The sequence below is a fragment of the Thalassovita taeanensis genome (assembly GCF_900110775.1).
Lineage (GTDB): Bacteria > Pseudomonadota > Alphaproteobacteria > Rhodobacterales > Rhodobacteraceae > Litorimicrobium > Litorimicrobium taeanense.
The window spans coordinates 234,316-250,756 of the sequence record NZ_FOEP01000004.1 but is presented as its reverse complement, the minus strand read 5'-3'; the positions used below and the strand labels follow the sequence as shown (position 1 = coordinate 250,756).

The 16,441-nt window shown below is 59.9% G+C and carries 17 protein-coding genes; 12 read left to right on the top strand and 5 right to left on the bottom strand.

What is annotated here, in order from left to right; translation table 11 throughout:
* Nucleotide 1: 1 nt before the first annotated feature.
* Nucleotides 2-850 carry a C40 family peptidase gene (locus tag BSF79_RS08005; protein ID WP_090269335.1) on the top strand — a complete coding sequence of 283 codons (849 nt, stop codon included), beginning with the start codon at nt 2-4 and terminating at the stop codon, nt 848-850.
* Nucleotides 847-1,794 (top strand): agmatinase, encoded by a 948-nt coding sequence (gene speB, locus BSF79_RS08000; RefSeq protein WP_090269334.1) that lies wholly within the window; start codon nt 847-849, stop codon nt 1,792-1,794. Before BSF79_RS08005 ends, speB begins: the two co-directional genes overlap by 4 nt.
* A gap of 80 nt (nt 1,795-1,874) precedes the next feature.
* On the opposite strand, the gene BSF79_RS07995 is transcribed toward speB, so the two are convergent.
* Nucleotides 1,875-2,219: a DUF2794 domain-containing protein gene (locus BSF79_RS07995; protein WP_090269333.1), complete on the bottom strand. Its 345-nt coding sequence runs from the start codon at nt 2,217-2,219 to the stop codon at nt 1,875-1,877.
* A gap of 302 nt (nt 2,220-2,521) precedes the next feature.
* On the opposite strand from BSF79_RS07995, the gene BSF79_RS07990 reads away from it, so the two are divergent.
* The 9 genes from BSF79_RS07990 to BSF79_RS07950 all read left to right on the top strand — a co-directional run bounded on the left by BSF79_RS07990 (nt 2,522) and on the right by BSF79_RS07950 (nt 10,495).
* Nucleotides 2,522-3,634 carry an S-(hydroxymethyl)glutathione dehydrogenase/class III alcohol dehydrogenase gene (locus BSF79_RS07990; RefSeq protein ID WP_090269478.1) on the top strand — a complete coding sequence of 371 codons (1,113 nt, stop codon included), beginning with the start codon at nt 2,522-2,524 and terminating at the stop codon, nt 3,632-3,634.
* 75 nt (nt 3,635-3,709) lie between these two features.
* Nucleotides 3,710-4,432, top strand: a complete 723-nt coding sequence (locus BSF79_RS07985) for an NYN domain-containing protein (RefSeq protein ID WP_090269332.1) — start codon at nt 3,710-3,712, stop codon at nt 4,430-4,432.
* Nucleotides 4,433-4,608: 176 nt separating this feature from the next.
* Nucleotides 4,609-5,583, top strand: a complete 975-nt coding sequence (mbfA, locus tag BSF79_RS07980; protein ID WP_090269331.1) for an iron exporter MbfA — start codon at nt 4,609-4,611, stop codon at nt 5,581-5,583.
* Between the two features lie 156 nt (nt 5,584-5,739).
* Entirely contained in the window at nt 5,740-6,669 is a 930-nt protein-coding gene (locus BSF79_RS07975) for an AEC family transporter (protein WP_090269330.1), read from the top strand.
* 56 nt (nt 6,670-6,725) lie between these two features.
* Nucleotides 6,726-7,556: an S-formylglutathione hydrolase gene (gene fghA / locus BSF79_RS07970; protein WP_090269329.1), complete on the top strand. Its 831-nt coding sequence runs from the start codon at nt 6,726-6,728 to the stop codon at nt 7,554-7,556.
* Nucleotides 7,553-8,008 carry a YaiI/YqxD family protein gene (locus tag BSF79_RS07965; protein ID WP_090269328.1) on the top strand — a complete coding sequence of 152 codons (456 nt, stop codon included), beginning with the start codon at nt 7,553-7,555 and terminating at the stop codon, nt 8,006-8,008. Before fghA ends, BSF79_RS07965 begins: the two co-directional genes overlap by 4 nt.
* A 35-nt stretch (nt 8,009-8,043) precedes the next feature.
* Entirely contained in the window at nt 8,044-8,664 is a 621-nt protein-coding gene (locus BSF79_RS07960) for an HAD family hydrolase (RefSeq protein ID WP_090269327.1), read from the top strand.
* The gene (locus tag BSF79_RS07955; protein ID WP_090269326.1) at nt 8,661-9,578 is read left to right on the top strand and encodes an ornithine cyclodeaminase family protein; all 918 of its coding nucleotides are present in this window, start codon (nt 8,661-8,663) and stop codon (nt 9,576-9,578) included. Before BSF79_RS07960 ends, BSF79_RS07955 begins: the two co-directional genes overlap by 4 nt.
* On the top strand, nt 9,575-10,495 hold the full coding sequence (locus BSF79_RS07950) for an alpha/beta fold hydrolase (RefSeq protein ID WP_090269325.1): 921 nt from the start codon (nt 9,575-9,577) through the stop codon (nt 10,493-10,495). Before BSF79_RS07955 ends, BSF79_RS07950 begins: the two co-directional genes overlap by 4 nt.
* Here the strand turns inward: BSF79_RS07950 and BSF79_RS07945 are convergent.
* Complete coding sequence (locus BSF79_RS07945) at nt 10,492-11,730, bottom strand: MFS transporter (RefSeq protein WP_090269324.1); 1,239 nt, start codon at nt 11,728-11,730, stop codon at nt 10,492-10,494. The two genes, BSF79_RS07950 and BSF79_RS07945, sit on opposite strands and share 4 nt — an antisense overlap.
* Before the next feature lie 111 nt (nt 11,731-11,841).
* A complete protein-coding gene (locus tag BSF79_RS07940; RefSeq protein WP_139246402.1) occupies nt 11,842-12,822 on the bottom strand; it encodes a DUF1269 domain-containing protein in 981 nt (326 codons plus the stop codon).
* Nucleotides 12,823-12,858: 36 nt separating this feature from the next.
* Here BSF79_RS07940 and zapE point away from each other — a divergent pair, with 36 nt between their 5' ends.
* Nucleotides 12,859-13,920 carry a cell division protein ZapE gene (gene zapE / locus BSF79_RS07935; RefSeq protein ID WP_090269322.1) on the top strand — a complete coding sequence of 354 codons (1,062 nt, stop codon included), beginning with the start codon at nt 12,859-12,861 and terminating at the stop codon, nt 13,918-13,920.
* A 274-nt stretch (nt 13,921-14,194) separates the two neighbouring features.
* Here zapE and BSF79_RS07930 read toward each other — a convergent pair whose 3' ends face one another.
* Nucleotides 14,195-15,469 carry a bifunctional folylpolyglutamate synthase/dihydrofolate synthase gene (locus tag BSF79_RS07930; protein WP_090269321.1) on the bottom strand — a complete coding sequence of 425 codons (1,275 nt, stop codon included), beginning with the start codon at nt 15,467-15,469 and terminating at the stop codon, nt 14,195-14,197.
* Nucleotides 15,466-16,434 (bottom strand): acetyl-CoA carboxylase, carboxyltransferase subunit beta, encoded by a 969-nt coding sequence (gene accD / locus BSF79_RS07925; protein ID WP_245776346.1) that lies wholly within the window; start codon nt 16,432-16,434, stop codon nt 15,466-15,468. Before accD ends, BSF79_RS07930 begins: the two co-directional genes overlap by 4 nt.
* Nucleotides 16,435-16,441: the final 7 nt, after the last annotated feature.

The following is a 16,441-nucleotide window of genomic DNA, read 5'->3' as shown; positions in this document are numbered from 1 at the left end:
GATGGACCGCCGTCTGATCCCCGCCAATGCCCGTGTTGCCGCCGCGCATTTGCGTGGGCAGATCGAAGCCCCGTTGTTTGCAGAAGGCGAACGGCGTTCCGTCTGCCAGCCGCTGGTGGATCTGCTGTCTGCCCCGCACGGGCGGCGCGAGCGGCAGCTGCTGCTGGGCGAGGTGGTGACGCAATATGAGGTGCGGGCTGGATGGTCCTTTGTGCAGGCGGAGCGCGATGGCTATGTCGGGTATCTGACGGTCAATCAGCTTGAGGACCGGCGCCCGGCGACACATCGAGTTTCGGCGCGCTCCAGCCACCTTTATTCTGAGCCGAATTTCAAATCACCCGAACGGATGGCGCTGAGCCTTGGGGCACAGTTGCGAGTGACCGGGCAGGTCGGGCCGTTCTATGTCACGCTGGATGGCTATGTGCCGGTGCCACATCTGGAACCGATCGAACAGCGCGCCACCGATCCGCTGGAGGTGGCCGAGCAGTATCTCGGCGTGCCATATCTTTGGGGTGGAAACAGCATCTGGGGAATCGATTGCTCGGGATTGGTACAGGCGGCATGTCTGGCTTGCGGCATCGATTGCCCCGGTGACAGCGACTTGCAGGAGGCCGCCTTGGGTCAAGCGCTGGAGCACGGCGCAGCAGCGCGTCGGGGTGACCTGCTGTTTTGGAAAGGTCATGTTGCGCTGGTGGCTGACAAGGCGCGGATATTGCACGCCAATGCGTTCCATATGGCCGTCAGCTATGAGGATAAGCAGGGCGCAATTGACCGGATCAGTGCGCAAGGTGGTGGGCCGGTGACATCGCACCGCCGCCTGCCTGTGCCAACAAAAGGAGCCGAAAAATGAGCGACGCCTATTTTCACCCGGTCTCGGGCTTTGATTTGCCGCGGTTTGCGGGGATTCCGACATTCATGCGTCTGCCCTATGTGCCGCCGGGCCACGAGCGGTTCAATGATGTGCAGATAGGGGTGATCGGCGTGCCGTGGGACAGTGGCACCACCAACCGCCCCGGTCCACGGCACGGCCCGCGGCAGCTGCGCGATGCGTCGACCATGATCCGGGCGGAGCATGCAGTCAGCAGGGTGCGCCCGTTCGAGGCACGGGCCTGCGCCGATCTGGGCGATGTCGGGCCGAACCCGGCGGATATTCAGGACAGCATGGCGCGGATCACGGCCTTTTACGATCAGGTCATGGGCGCGGGGATTGTGCCCCTGACGGCAGGAGGGGATCACCTGTCATCGCTGCCGATCCTGCGGGCCGTGGCCAAAACCGGACCTGTGGGGATGGTGCATTTCGACAGCCACACCGACCTGTACCATTCCTATTTTGGCGGCACGATGTATACGCACGGCACACCGTTCCGCCGCGCGGTGGAAGAGGGGCTTCTGGATCCCAAACGCGTTGTGCAGATTGGTATTCGCGGCACGCAATATGATCGCGAGGATCAGGATTTCGCCGCGAGCGTCGGGATCAGGATCATCCCTATTGAGGAGTTTCACGCCCGCGGGGTTGAGGACGTGATGGCCGAAGCGCGCGAGATTGTTGGCGCGGGTGACACCTATGTGTCATATGACATTGACTTCGTGGACCCGACTTTTGCCCCTGGTACGGGCACGCCCGAGGTGGGTGGTCCAAACTCCTATCAGGCGCTGCAGGTCGTGCGCGGGCTGAGCGGCATCAAGATCGTCGGGGCTGATATGGTCGAGGTATCGCCGCCGTTTGACCCTTCGGGGGCTACAGCGTTTTTGGCCGTGTCGATCATGTTTGAACTGCTGTGTCAGATGGTGTGAGGCCTGAAGGCCTCCGGCGGGGATATTTGGAAAATGTGAATGCTGGGCACCGTGTTTGGGCCGGCAAAGGCAATTGATAGTTATTCCACGGCCCGGATGAGCTTGCGTTCCAGTACCCGCAGGACGGTTTTCAGATCATGCCCGCGTTTGAGTGTCTGACCATCAATGCCGATCACGGCATACATGCCCTGCCGCATGCGCAGGCGCGGGCGTTTTTCAATCCGGTAGAGCGGGTTTTCGGCGGTGCGGCGGAAGACGGAAAACACTGCCACCTCGCGCAGGCACGAAATTCCATAGTCGCGCCATTCACCGGCGGCCACCATGCGGCCATAGAGGCCAAGGATTTCCCCCAGTTCGTGCCGATCAAAGGCCACCTGTTCGGGTGGGCGCGATTGTGGAAAGGGTGTAGGCGGTTGGAGCGTCATGCCTCAGAGTTGCGCTAAATTTCGGGCAAATCAAGGGTCTTGCGAGGGGAGAAGTATATACGTCTGCAGGTAGTGGGCTGCGGCCATCGCGGATATGTCGCCGGTGGGGCCGTCGCGCCACTGTCCCGCAGTCGTGCGATAGTATGGACCGGATCCTCTATGGCCGCTGGCTGACGATCTTGCTCTGGGTGGCTTTCGCGGCCTTTCGACGGCACTTGTGCCACGTCTTTCGCAAGAGCGAGGTTGAAAACCTGCCCGGATTGGCTCAGGGTCCAGTTCGGAAAACAGAGAGGACGCGAAAGATGCGTACAAGGGCTGCCGTCGCCATCGAGGCCGGAAAACCACTTGAAATCATGGAAGTGAACCTTGAAGGCCCGAAGGCGGGCGAGGTTCTGGTGGAAATCAAGGCCACTGGCATTTGCCACACTGACGAATTTACACTGTCCGGGGCCGATCCCGAGGGGCTGTTCCCGGCGATCTTGGGTCACGAAGGCGCGGGCGTGGTGTTGGAGGTTGGGCCAGGCGTAACCAGCCTGAAGCCCGGCGATCATGTTATTCCGCTTTACACGCCGGAATGTCGCGAGTGCGAATACTGTTTGAACCCGAAAACCAACCTGTGTCAGAAGATCCGCACGACGCAGGGTGCGGGGCTGATGCCGGACGGGACCAGCCGTTTTTCGATGCTGGATGGCACGCCGATCCTGCACTATATGGGCTGCTCGACCTTTGCCAATCACACGGTTCTGCCGGAAATCGCACTGGCCAAGGTGCGGCCTGATGCGCCCTTCGACAAGATTTGCTATATTGGGTGTGGCGTGACCACGGGCATCGGCGCGGTGATTAACACGGCCAAGGTGGAAATCGGCAGCCGGGCGATTGTGTTCGGTCTGGGCGGCATTGGTCTGAACGTGCTTCAGGGGCTGCGGCTGGCGGGGGCGGATCAGATTGTCGGTGTGGATCTAAACCCCTCGAAGGTCGAAATGGCCACGCGGTTTGGCATGACCGATTTCGTCAATCCCGCTGAGGTCAAAGGTGATCTGGTGGCGCATCTGGTCGAGCTGACCAAGGGCGGCGCGGATTACACATTTGACGCCACTGGCAACGTGAACGTTATGCGCACAGCACTTGAGGCTGCGCATAAAGGATGGGGTGAAAGCATCATCATCGGCGTGGCGCCAGCGGGTGCAGAAATCAGTACGCGGCCGTTTCAATTGGTCACCGGGCGTAGCTGGCGTGGCACGGCCTTCGGCGGTGCGCGCGGGCGCACTGATGTGCCCAAAATCGTCGATTGGTACATGGACGGCAAGATCGAGATCGATCCGATGATCACTCACACGATGCCGCTGGAGGACATCAACAAAGGCTTCGACCTGATGCATGCAGGGGAAAGCATTCGCAGCGTGGTGGTTTACTAACGCCTGCCCCCATGGGGATTGTCATTGGGTCCGGCGCGCTTTCGTGGCGGACCCCAACAGCAAGAAAGAGTCATTATGCCAACCGAAAAACCCCCTCTTCTGGCGGTCCTGATTGACGCTGACAACACGTCGCCGCGCTGGACCAAAGCGATTTTTGACGAAATCGCGGGTATGGGCGAGGCCAGCGTTAGGCGCTGTTATGGCGATTTTTCCAGCACCCAGATGAGCGGTTGGAACAAGGTGCAGGCCGAATTCGGCCTTGTCCCGCATCACCAGCCAGCCAACACGGTCGGTAAAAACGCCAGCGACATCGCGCTTGTGATCGATGCAATGGACCTGATGCACTCGGGGCGGTTTGACGGATTTGTGCTGATTTCCTCCGATAGCGATTTCACCCGCCTTGCCAGCCGTATCCGCGAACAGGGGTTGGATGTGTTTGGCATCGGTGCCAAGAAAACCCCCGAGGCGTTTCGCAAGGCCTGCAAGCGCTTCATCTTTCTGGAAAACCTGGCCGCACCCGAGGTCAAGGAAAAGACAGCCGTGCCGGGCAGCGTGCCTGCCCCCACGGCCAACCTGACAGAGGCCCGCGATCTGATTCTGAAGGCGATGGATTCGATTGATCAGGAGGATGACTGGTACGCGCTTGGGCCGTTGGGGCAGTTCATTACCGCTGCCAATCCCGATTTTGACACGCGCAGTTATGGTAAGAAAAAGCTCAGCGATCTGGTCGCGGATCTGAAGATTTTCGAAACCAAACGTGGGCCGGGAAACCAGCTTTTGGTTCGGCGCATCGACTGAGCCGTCACGCGACACTCTTGGCAGCAGAAGGTCGTGCGCTCGTTCCGGGCTGCGTCCTTCGGTTGCGTTGCAAATACTCGGCCGGGGACATTACTCTCCTCTCGGGGCATCGCTTGCCCCTTGCCTGTTTTCAAGCAGAGCGCTAAAATTAGAATTGTTCTAAACAGGGGTTTGATATGCGTTTTTTGACTCAGCGCCGCCATTTCAAGGATCTGAGCGAACAGGAGGTTCTGGCGCTCGCAATTTCTTCGGAAGAGGATGACGCCCAGATTTACCGAAGCTATGCTCAGCGGCTGCGGGACGAATATCCAGATACCGCACAGGTTTTCGACGGCATGGCGCTTGAAGAAGACGGCCATCGCCAAATGCTGATCGATCAGCACACCAAACGCTTTGGTGAGACAATTCCGCTGATCCGGCGCGAGCATGTGGCCGGGTATTATGCGCGCCGTCCGGTCTGGCTGATCGAGAACCTCGGGATCGAACGCATTCGCACCGAGGCCGAGGCGATGGAGCGAGATGCCGAACATTTCTATCTGACCGCCGCCAAGCACAGCACAGATGCCGACACCCGCAAACTGTTGGGCGATCTGGCCGCCGCCGAGGCCGGGCATCAAGACCGCGCAGGCGAATTGGAGCAAGACCACCTTGATCTCGATAGTCGCGCATCGGAAGATCGCAGTGCACATCGACAGTTTGTACTGACCTGGGTGCAGCCGGGGCTGGCGGGGCTGATGGATGGTTCGGTCAGTACTCTGGCGCCAATCTTTGCCACCGCCTTTGCGACGCAGAGCACATGGACGACCTTTCTTGTCGGCCTTGCCGCGTCGATCGGGGCAGGTATTTCGATGGGCTTTACCGAGGCCGCCTCGGATGACGGTGAACTGTCGGGGCGTGGGTCGCCGATCAAACGCGGCATCGCGGCGGGTGTGATGACGACACTTGGTGGGTTGGGCCATGCGCTTCCTTATCTGATCCCGGATTTCTGGACCGCCACAATCACTGCCTTTGTTGTGGTGTTTCTGGAGCTTTGGGCGATTGCCTGGATTCAGAACCGGTATATGGAAACGCCATTTTTCCGCGCGGCGTTCCAGGTGGTTCTGGGAGGGGCGCTGGTCTTTGCTGCTGGTGTGCTGATCGGTAGTGGCTGAGCCTGTGGCGGGCCGGGTCGTGAGTATTTGGATCAGAAAGAAGCTGGGCGAGGTGAAGGAGCCACGGGTGTGACCGATTGGCCGGGCTGGTGCGCCCTTAGTCTCGGCGAAGCGCTTGGTGATTGACGCGGGAAATTGTCCTGCTAGGCATGGTGAATGCTTGAGATATTTTTCAAAACCTTGCCATTCTTTGCATTGATCGGGCTGGGATATGGTGCCGGTCGCACGCGCTTTTTCCCCGAAGAGGCGACGGCGTGGCTGACGAAATTCGTGTTTTACTTTGCGCTTTCGGCGATGTTGTTCCGGTTTTCGGCCAATCTGTCGCTGCGCGAGGTGTTCGATTTGCCGTTCGTGATGGCCTATCTCTGGGGCACGGCGTTTGTGTATGGCATCGCCACGCTGGTGTCCTTTCTGCGCCGACGCGGGATTGAAGAGGCGGCGGTCGAGGCCCAATGCGCGGTGATCGGCAATGTTGGTTTTCTGGGTGTGCCGATGCTGGTGATGTTGCTGGGCGAGGCCGCGATCGGTCCGGTGATGTTGGTTCTGGCCGTCGATCTGATCGTGTTTGGCAGTCTGATCGTGATCCTGATCACCGGCGCGCGCGATGGGCGGATGTCGATCCGCATATTGCGCACCGTAGGGTTGGGATTGTTGAAAAACCCGATGATCATGTCGATCACTGCAGGGCTGACATGGTCGGCGTTGCAGATCCCGATCCCCGATCCGCTGAACGAATTTGTTTCGATCCTTGGGGCGGCGGCGACGCCCGGCGCGCTGTTTGCCATCGGCGCATCGCTGGCGACGAAATCAGCCGAGAAGATGGCAGTGGCGGGCTGGTTGTCATTCTGCAAACTGGTGTTGCACCCGGCGTTTGTAGCGGTTGCCGCGCTAGTGCTTTTCCCGGTTGAGCCCTATGCCGCCGGGGTTATGATCGCCGCGGCATCGCTGCCCGTCGCTGGCAATGTCTATATTCTGGCGCAGCACTATGGTGTTGCTCCGCAGCGGGTGTCGGCCTCGATCCTGATTTCGACCGGGCTTAGTATCTTCACGGTTTCAGCGGTGATTGCCTGGATTACGCGGCTCTGATCCTTGCTGCGCTGGCCGCCCTGCGATAGCCATATGGAAACAGACAGGAGCGTGTGATGGAAACGGTTTCGGAAAACAAATGCTTTGGTGGCGTTCAGGGCGTTTACAAGCACAGCTCGGCCGCGACGGGAGGGGAGATGACCTTTGGTCTGTTTCTGCCGGAAGAGGCCGAAGAGACCCCCGTACCGCTGCTGTGGTATCTGTCGGGTCTGACCTGCACCCACGAAAACGCTATGGTAAAGGCGGGGGCACAGGCTTGGGCCGCCGAACAGGGCATTGCGCTGGCGTTTCCCGACACCAGCCCGCGCGGGCCGGGTGTGGCAGATGACGACGCCTATGATTTGGGGCAGGGGGCTGGGTTCTATGTCAACGCCACTCAAACCCCATGGGCGCCGCACTTTCGGATGTGGGATTATGTGGCTGACGAACTGCCCAAGCTTATCACCCGCAATTTCGCCGTCGATGAAGAACGCCAGTCGATCACCGGCCATTCGATGGGCGGCCATGGCGCGCTGACGTTGGCAATGGGCTTGCCGGGGCGGTTCCGGTCGGTCTCGGCGTTCGCGCCGATCTGCCATCCGACAGCGGGCGATTGGGGGCGCAAACAACTGTCCGCCTATTTGGGGGCGGATGAGACAACGTGGGCCCGCCATGACGCGACGTTGATGCTGCGCGAGGTCGGGCTGGAGATCCCGCTTCTGGTTGATCAGGGCAGCGACGATCAGTTCATTGACTTGCTGATGCCCGAGGCCTTGGCTGAGGCCGTAGCAAAACGCCGGGTGCCTGCAACGCTCAGGCTTCAGAAGGGCTATGATCACAGCTATTTCTTCGTCTCGACGTTTATTGAGGATCACATCGCCTTCCATGCCGAGGCGCTGTACGCATGAGCAAACTCTACATCGACGCCGATGCTTGCCCGGTCAAGGACGAGGCAGAGCGTGTGGCCACGCGCCACCGCGTGCCGATGTATGTGGTCAGCAACGGTGGGTTGCGCCCCTCGCAAAACCCACTGGTCGAAACGGTGATCGTGCCCGATGGTCCCGACGTGGCCGATATGTGGATCGCCGATCGCGCGGGGCCGGGCGATGTGGTGGTCACGGGCGACATCCCCTTGGCGGCGAAATGCGTCGAGGCCGGTGCACGTGTGCTGAAGCACAACGGCGAGGCGCTGACGCAGGCCAATATCGGCAATGTTCTGGCCACGCGCGATCTGATGGCAGATCTGCGGGCCGCCGATCCGTTTCGCCAAGGTGGCGGCAAGGGGTTTACAAAAGCCGACCGTTCCCGCTTTCTTGAAGCATTGGAACGGGAACTGCGCGCGGCGCAACGGCCCGCCTGACACCGGGCGCGTGCGCCCCGAAACCGGAGCAGGGGATGACACTGCAAGCCATCGTGTTTGATATCGGAAATGTGCTGATCGAGTGGCAGCCAGAACGCTTCTTTGACCGCCAAGTGGGGCCATCCCGCAGGCAGGACCTGTTCGCAACCGTGCCCCTGCACGTGCTCAACGACGAGGTGGACCGGGGCCAGAACTTTACTGACACGATCCTTGGCGCTGCGGATCAATATCCGGCTTTCCGTGACGAAATCCACCTGTGGCATGATCGCTGGATTGAAATGGCGAGTCCCGAAATCCCGCACTCCATTCGCCTGCTGAGGGCGCTGCGCGGCAAGGGTGTTCCGGTTCTGGCGCTGTCAAACTTCGGGATCGAAACGTTCGAGATTGCCCGGCGCCACTATCCTTTCCTCGAAGAGTTCGACCAGAAATTCATCTCGGGCCATATGGGGCTGATCAAGCCTGATCCCGCCATTTACGAGGCGCTTGAGCAGGCCAGCGGCTTTGCCCCGGATACGTTGCTGTTCACTGATGACCGGTCCGAAAATATAGCAGCCGCTGGTGCACGCGGCTGGTACACACACCTGTTCGAGGGCGCGCAAGGCTGGGCCGACTGTCTGATCGCCCACGGCGTTCTCTCTGAAAGCGAGGCCGCATGAGTTTTCCCATCATTCCCTTTGCAGAGGGCGAAGCCCTGCTCGACTGGATCGGCCTGACACAGGCGCTTGCGGTTGGGCATACGCTGCCCAAGGCCGAAATTGCTGATACTTTCTTGTACCGCACACCCGACACGTTGCTCAACCGCGCTGCGTGGATCGATGGGTTGGGGTTGGCGGTCAAATCTGCCACTGTGTTTCCCGGCAATCCCGCACAGGGCAAGCCGATGGTCAACGGGGCGGTCAGTCTGTATTCCGACAGCGATGGCATGCTTGAGGCGTTGGTGGATTTCCACCTTGTCACCAAATGGAAAACTGCGGGCGACAGCCTGCTGGCCGCGACCCGTCTGGCACGCCCTGACAGCCGCGAGATCTTGATTGTCGGCGCGGGGACCGTTGGCCGTTCGCTGCGTGACGCTTATGGCGCGGCCTTCCCGCAGGCGCATTTTACCGTCTGGAACCGCACCCGCGCCAATGCCGAAGCGATGGCCGCAGAGTATCCGGGGATGGCCGTGGCCGACGATCTGGAAACTGCCGTGCGTGCCGCTGACATCGTCACCTCGGCCACCATGAGCACGGAGCCGTTGCTGAAAGGCGCGTGGCTGCGTCCCGGTCAGCATATCGACCTGATCGGCGCCTACCGCCCCGATATGCGCGAGGCCGATGACGATGCCATCGCCCGTGCCCGCGTTTTCGTTGACAGTTTTGACACCACAGTTGGTCATATCGGCGAGGTCAAAATTCCTCTGGATCGGGGCGTGATCTCTCGCGATCACCTCGTGGCTGACTACTATCAGCCTGCTCAGTTCCTCCGCCAAACCGCCGAAGAAATCACCCTGTTCAAAAACGGCGGCGGTGCGCATCTGGACCTGATGACCAGCCGCTATATCCTGGACCGCTGGAGAGCTGCTCGATGACATGGACCCTTGGCGTTCTTGCGCTTATTCTGGTAGCGCCTTTCGTGCGCGAAGCGCTGAAACAACCGATGAATGCCCGCGCCCGCGAACAGGCGCCCGGCGAGTTCGTCAACCTGTCGCAGGGGATCACGCACTTTCGCTGGATCGGGCCGGAACGCGGTCCGGTGGCGGTCTGTGTGCACGGTCTGACAACTCCCTCGTTCGTGTGGGAGGGGGTTGCCAAAGGACTGGCTGCGATGGGTTTTCAGGTGCTGATCTATGACCTCTACGGTCGGGGCTTTTCGGACCGGCCCAAAGGGCTTCAGGACCGCGCATTTTTCCTGCGTCAACTCGAAGACCTACTGGCGACCGAAGGCGTGGCAGATGACATCACGTTGTTGGGGTATTCGATGGGCGGCGCGATTTCCACGGCCTTTGCTGCCGAACACCCCGGTCGGATCCGCCGTCTGATCCTGCTGGCGCCTGCGGGCATGGGGCATGATCTTGGGCTGCTTGCCAAGATCACCCGCAATGTTCCGATCCTTGGCGACTGGTTAATGCTGACATTCTTTGCGCGCAATCACCGCAAAGGCACCGAGGCGGAACGCGCCCTGCCCAGCTCGGTCGAGCGGATCGTGGACAAGCAGCAAAACGAACTGACTTATTGCGGTTTCGTGCCTGCGATCCTGTCCTCGCTGCGCGGCATGCTCAGCACCCCGCTGGAGGCCGAGCATCGCGCCATTGGTGCGGCAGGCGTGCCGGTGCTTGCGGTCTGGGGGCGTGATGACAGCGCAATTCCGATCCGCGCCATGGGCGTTCTGGCGCAATGGAACCACGCCGCCCGGCACGAGGTTATTGACGGCGCTGGCCATGGCCTGACCTATACGCATACGGATCAGGTCGTGGATGCCATCGCTGCAGATGTGGCAGAAGCCTAAGCCGCCAGCGGCGACCGTTTTTCTTGAACTGGCAAATGCACGAGGGCCGAAAACGCCCCGACACCGACCCCAATCCACCAAACTGTGGTGTAGTTGCCATAGAGGTCATACATCCGCCCCCCCAACCAGACGCCCATGAAGCTGCCCAGCTGATGGCTGAAAAACACGATGCCATATAGCGTGCCCATATACCGCAGCCCATACAGTTGCGCGATCAAAGCCGAGGTCAGCGGCACCGTCGCCAACCATAGCGAGCCCATCGCGACTGAGAATATCAGCACCGTCACCGGGGTTATCGGGGTTAGGATGAACGCGGCGCCAACCACCGTGCGCAACGCATATATCGTCGCCAGCAGGTACTTCTTCGAATATCGATTTCCTAGCCACCCGGCTAGCAATGTGCCCGCAATATTGGCCGATCCGATCACCGCAATCGACACCGCCCCCAGCGCTGAGGTGCTTGTGATCCCCAGCGAGTGCAGCGCCCCACCTGGAAGAATAGGGCCGCACATCTCGGTCACGAATGCCGGGAAATGCGCGGTGATAAACGCCAACTGATACCCGCAAGAGAAAAAGCCAAGAAAGATCATCGCGTAGGACGGGTCCCGCAGCGTGCGCGACACAATACGCCCCATGCTTTCTTCGACCTCAGACCGCGACGCGGTGGGTTTCGGGCTACGCATCAGGGGCAAAAACGCCATCACAAGGATGATCGCAGCGGCAAAGATCAAGAATACGTTTTGCCAGCTGAGGAACCCAAGCAGCCACTCGGCCACTGGCGCGCCGAAAATCTGCCCCGCAGATCCCGCAGCCGTCGCGATCGCCAGAGACATCGAGCGATTTTCGTTCGACGATGCCCGGCCAACAACCGCCAGAATGACGCCAAAACCGGTGCCCGCAATGCCAAATCCGACCAGCACCTCATAGAGCTGATGGGCCTGCGGCGTGACGGCAAACGAAGATAGCACCAGCCCCGCCGCATAGGTCATCGCCCCTAAAACGATTGCCTTGCGGTCCCCGATCTTCTCGGCCAGGGCGGCGAACAGCGGCTGCCCAAACCCCCACGCCAGGTTCTGAATCGCGATTGCGAGCGAAAATTCGGCACGTAGCCAGCCAAATTCCTGCGCAATTGGAATCTGGAACATGCCAAAGCTGGCCCTGATCGCAAAATTGACCAGAATGATGATGCAGCCCACGATCAGTACGGGGGTGAAAAGCGGGATTTTGCGATCCATTGGGAAACTCCTGTGCGAAGGGGCACAGTAGGCCAAACACCCATAACGTCAATTCGTGAAATCAGTAACACCCAGCGCCAAGAACTGTATCCGGGATGCTGGGTGTTACTCTCAGTCGTCCCTTTTCAGCGCGTCACGTGCCTTTTTCGCCGTCGCTTCAAGTTTGTCACGACGGCTCTCGTAATCATCTTTCAACTCCGCGAGTTGCTCACCCACGCGTTTTTGAACATCGCCCGAGGTTTTCTTGGCCTGTTTTTCCATGATCTCGGCGCGAACCTCTAACTCTTCTTTCAGGGTTCCGATCTTTTCTTCGGCCTTGTGAGCAAGGTTTTTCAGCGTCTTCTTGGTCGCGTCCAAGCGCACCTGCAGGTTCCCCTCGGTTTCGATTGCTTTATGGCTGACGGCAGATTTCAACCGATGATATTCGGCGCTTTGTACGTCAATTTCACGCGTGATCTGCTGGTCTTCGACATCGTGACGAAAGCTCCGTACGACAATGCCGCCCAACGCCTCCATCCGGGTATCGAGTGGGGTCATCCATGTTTCAGCCACCTCGGCAATAACCGCAGCCTTGCCTGGGCTTAGCTCATCGGTGATAGATTTGACGAAAGTGTTCGACACGCCAACATTATATAGGTCGTACAAACCACCTGCCATGACCCCGCCTGCCAGACCAGCCACCGCCCCAATCGGTCCGGCCAGCAGTCCAACAAGCCCGCCCAGAACGGCGCCAATGGCCGTCCCAAGCGGGCCTTCGGTCTGCACGTTCTTGACCTCGATTGCGCCTTCGGCGTCTTTTAGCACCACGGCATTGCTGAACAGCGAAATGCTACCTTCTTCGCTCAGCTCCTGCAGTGCGCGGAACCCTTCATATGCGGTTTTCTCGTCGGGAAAAATTGTGACTACGAACTTGTTCATGGTTTTCTCCAAAATGGTGGTGGCGCTGCAAAAATTAGGCGGTTCACTCACATCCGGGCCAACCGCTTTGGCGTCGGGCGTAGCACTTGTTGAACACATCGTGATGTCAGAATGCCCTTTCAAGTGACCAGATGCCGCAATCCGTCCCGAAGCGGTGCCAAGTGAACAGCCCACCTTTCCTTGGTCGCGGCAGCGCGGTATGCCGTGGGCATGACGCGCATCCAGGAAACATACGCGGCCCGTGTGGCTCGCGGCGAGTACCACGCAGACCCCGCCCAAGAGGCCGTTCTGCCAGAGTTCGAACGTATTCACGCGGCGGTGAATACGCCGGTGAAAAAGGGGCTGTTCCGGAAGGCACCGCCCCCGCCACAGGGGCTGTACCTCTGGGGGGGCGTGGGGCGCGGAAAATCCATGCTGATGGATCTGTTCATCGAGCATCTCGATGTGCCCGCACGGCGCGTACATTTTCACGCCTTCATGCAGGAAATCCACACCGCAATGCACGCCGCCCGACAATCCGGCATCGAGGATTCTCTGGCCCCGGTCGCCGCCAAAGTTGCGGCCGAGGTCAAAGTCTTGGCTTTTGATGAGATGCAGATCACCGATATCACCGATGCGATGATCGTCGGGCGGCTGTTTGAGGCTTTGTTCAAAGCGGGCGTGGTGGTGGTCACCACCAGTAACCGCCTGCCTGATGATCTGTACAAAAACGGTCTGAACCGGCAGCTGTTCCTGCCCTTCATCGAGATATTGAAGCAGCAGATGGTGGTATGGGAATTGATCAGCCCGCGCGATTATCGCCAAGATCGCCTGAGCGGCGCCCCGGTTTATTTCACGCCCATTGACGATAGCGCACGCCACTCCATCCAGCAAGTTTGGGAACACCTCAGCGGTGGCGACGCCGCGCCACTGGTGCTGAAAGTCAAAGGCCGCGAGGTAGAAATCCCCGCCTTCCGCAACGGCGTTGCGCGTGCTTCATTCTATGACCTGTGCGGCCGGATGCTGGGTGCCGCGGATTATCTGGCTCTCGCAGATGCTATCAAAGTGCTGGTGCTGGAAAACATCCCTTGCCTGGGCCGCAACAATTTCAACGAGGCCAAACGCTTCGTCACTCTGATCGACGCGCTCTATGAGGCCAAAGTTCGTTTGATCTGTTCTGCCGCAGCGGATCCAGAAAGCCTTTATCTCGAAGGTGAAGGCGTGTTCGAATTTGAGCGCACGGCCAGCCGCCTACGTGAGATGCAGTCCGAAGAATGGGCGACCGACGCCTAGGCTGAATAAGTAGTCGGAAAAAAGGGGGCCGTTGAATCGGCCCCTCTGATTTGCCTGCCTGCCAACCTTGTTTTCCTGTGGCACTGCTTGATCGCTTGTGCCTGCGGAAGGGCGACCATATCGCCACAAAACATCTTGTTTCGACCATAGGCGAATCGCTGCGAATCAGTCAACAGCGGTGATTCGTTTTTCTTCGAATCGGCTGCATGACCTTGCGAAGCCCGCGCGGGTGCCTGTCAGACGAGCGTGGCACCAAATTCAGCCGGGTACAGGTTTAGCCGTTTTCCCTCAGCACGTGGCCCGCCAGGTACAGCGAGCCGCAAATCAGAATACGCGCCCTCGGCTCCCGCGTGGTAATCGCCATCAGCGCCCGCGTTACGCTGTCGGCGGTGCTTGCGCTTATTCCGGCGCGGGTGGCGGCCTTGGCAGTCGTTTCGGCGGGCAGGGTATTGGACTCACCGGGAATCGACACAGCGGTCAAACCGGCCACATGCGGTGCCATCGGCGACAGATATCCGGTAATGTCCTTTGTGTTCAGCATTCCGCAAATCAGATAGGTCGGCCGTTTCGGCAATGTCGCCAGATGCGCCGCCAGCGCCAGCCCGGCAGCGGGATTGTGCCCGCCATCCAGCCACAGTTCGGCCTCCGGCGCAGCTTCTACCAAAGGCCCTTGCCGCAATCGCTGCATTCGCGCGGGCCAGAACGCGCGGCTTACCGCAGCCTCAGCTGCCTGTTCGGTCTGGCCGAGCTGGCGCAGCGCTGCAATGGCCGCCCCGGCATTCTGGATCTGATGAGCACCGGGCAGGTTGGGCAGCGGCAGGTCCAGCAAGCCAGCCTCATCCTGAAACACCATCCGTCCACGTTCTTCAAAACAGTGCCAGTGCTGCCCATGGGCCAACAAAGGGGCTCCCAGTCGCGACGCTTTGGCCTCGATCACATCCATGGCCTCGTCGGGCTGTGGGCCGACAACACAGGGCACGCCGCGCTTGAGGATTCCTGCCTTTTCCCCGGCAATCTTGCTCAGCGTATCTCCAAGAAATGCTTCATGATCAATCGAGACCGGGGTGATGATCGTTAATGCTGGGCGGGCAATCACGTTGGTCGCATCCAACCGTCCGCCAAGGCCAACCTCAAGCAACGTGTAATCCGCCGGAACCCGCGCAAACCCCAGCAGCGCGGCGCAAGTCGTGATCTCGAAATAGGTGATCGTCTCGCCCTTGTTGGCGGCGTAACATTCATCCAGCAGCGCGGTCAGGTGGGCCTCGTCAATTAATGCGCCAGCCAGCCGGATACGCTCGTGAAACCGCGCCAGATGCGGCGAGGTATAAGCGTGCACGTTCTTGCCTGCGGCCTCAAGCCCGGCACGGATCATAGCCTGCGTACTGCCTTTGCCATTGGTACCCGCAATATGGATCACCGGTGGCAAATGGTCCTGCGGATCGCCCAGTGCCGCCAGAAGCCGCCACATTCGGTCCAGCGTCAGATCAATGATTTTGGGATGCAGCGCCATCATCCGGGCAAGAATGGCGTCGGATGTGGGCGTGTTCATTTTTTCGTGGCAGGTGCGGTCGCGGGGGGCGCCTTGGGCATCTCCGTATCAGTCAGCGGCGCGCCAGCGACTTCCGTTTCCGCTGCAGGCGCGGGTAGATCGCCCATGACTGCGGGCGGCAGCCGCAAAAGCATCCGCACAATCCCGATCAATTCGGCGCGCATATTGGGGCGCGGAGTGACCCGGTCCAGCATCCCGTGATCCAGCAGATACTCGGCCCGCTGGAACCCTTCGGGCAGCTTTTCACGAATAGTCTGCTCGATCACGCGCGGCCCGGCAAAGCAGATCAGCGCGTTCGGCTCGGAAATGTGCACATCGCCCAGCATCGCATAGGAAGCGGTTACGCCGCCTGTCGTGGGATGGGTCAGCACAACGATATATGGCAGTCCGGCCTCTTTCAGCATCTGCACCGCCACGGTGGTTCGCGGCATCTGCATCAGAGACAAAATACCCTCCTGCATCCGCGCGCCGCCCGCGGCGGAAAACAGGATCAGCGGGCGTTGCAGCTTCACGGCTTCTTCGGCGGCCGCAATGATCGCGTTGCCGACATACATGCCCATGGATCCGCCCATGAAGCTGAAATCCTGCGCGGCGGCCACAATTGGCGTTCGGCCGATGTCCCCGGTGGCGACCAGCATCGCCTCTTTCTCGCCGGTGGATTTCTGCGCAGCCTTCATCCGGTCGGGATATTTCTTCTGATCGCGGAAATGCAGCGGGTCGGTCAGCGGTTCGGGTACCGAAATTTCCGAGAAAATACCGGCGTCAAACAGCGCCTCGAACCGGGCACGTGGCGTGATCGACATGTGATGGCCGCAAGTGGTGCAAACGTTCAGGTTGTCCGTCAGTTCGCGGTGGAACAGCATCGTTCCGCATTCGTCACATTTCGTCCACAGGTTCTCGGGCACCTCGCGGCGCGAAAAAATCGAGTTGATCCGCGGGCGGACGTAATTGGTGATCCAGTTCATTGGCGAT